The sequence below is a fragment of the Ramlibacter sp. WS9 genome (assembly GCF_003797765.1).
Taxonomy (GTDB): Bacteria; Pseudomonadota; Gammaproteobacteria; order Burkholderiales; family Burkholderiaceae_C; genus Ramlibacter.
This window is the reverse complement of the sequence record NZ_RKMB01000158.1, coordinates 1-412: the sequence shown is the minus strand read 5'-3', so window position 1 is coordinate 412 and position 412 is coordinate 1. Positions and strand designations below refer to the sequence as shown.

The 412-nt window shown below is 67.5% G+C and carries 1 protein-coding gene; it reads left to right on the top strand.

Features of this window, described 5'->3' with window-relative positions:
* On the top strand, positions 1-412 hold a 412-nt coding region (locus EEB15_RS33435; RefSeq protein ID WP_199236719.1), incomplete at both ends, for a TatD family hydrolase.

The following is a 412-nucleotide window of genomic DNA, read 5'->3' as shown; positions in this document are numbered from 1 at the left end:
ACTGGAACGGCGACACCGCTCGCGGCCTGCGCGCCCTGTTCGACGACCAGCGGGTACGCGCGGTGGGCGAATGCGGTCTCGACTTCAATCGCGACTTCTCTCCCCGTCCGGCCCAGGAAAAGGCTCTGGAGGAACAACTGGCACTGGCCGTCGAGCTACAGCGTCCGGTGTTCCTCCACGAACGCGACGCCAGCGAGCGCCTGCTGGCGATCCTGCGCGACTTCCGCGATCGCCTGCCGGCCGCCGTCGTACACTGTTTCACCGGCGAGCGCCGGGCGCTGTATGGCTACCTCGACCTCGACCTGCACATCGGCATCACCGGCTGGATCAACGACGAGCGCCGCGGCACCCACCTGCATGATCTGGTAAGCGAGATCCCGGTCGGCCGTCTCATGCTGGAAAGCGACGCGCC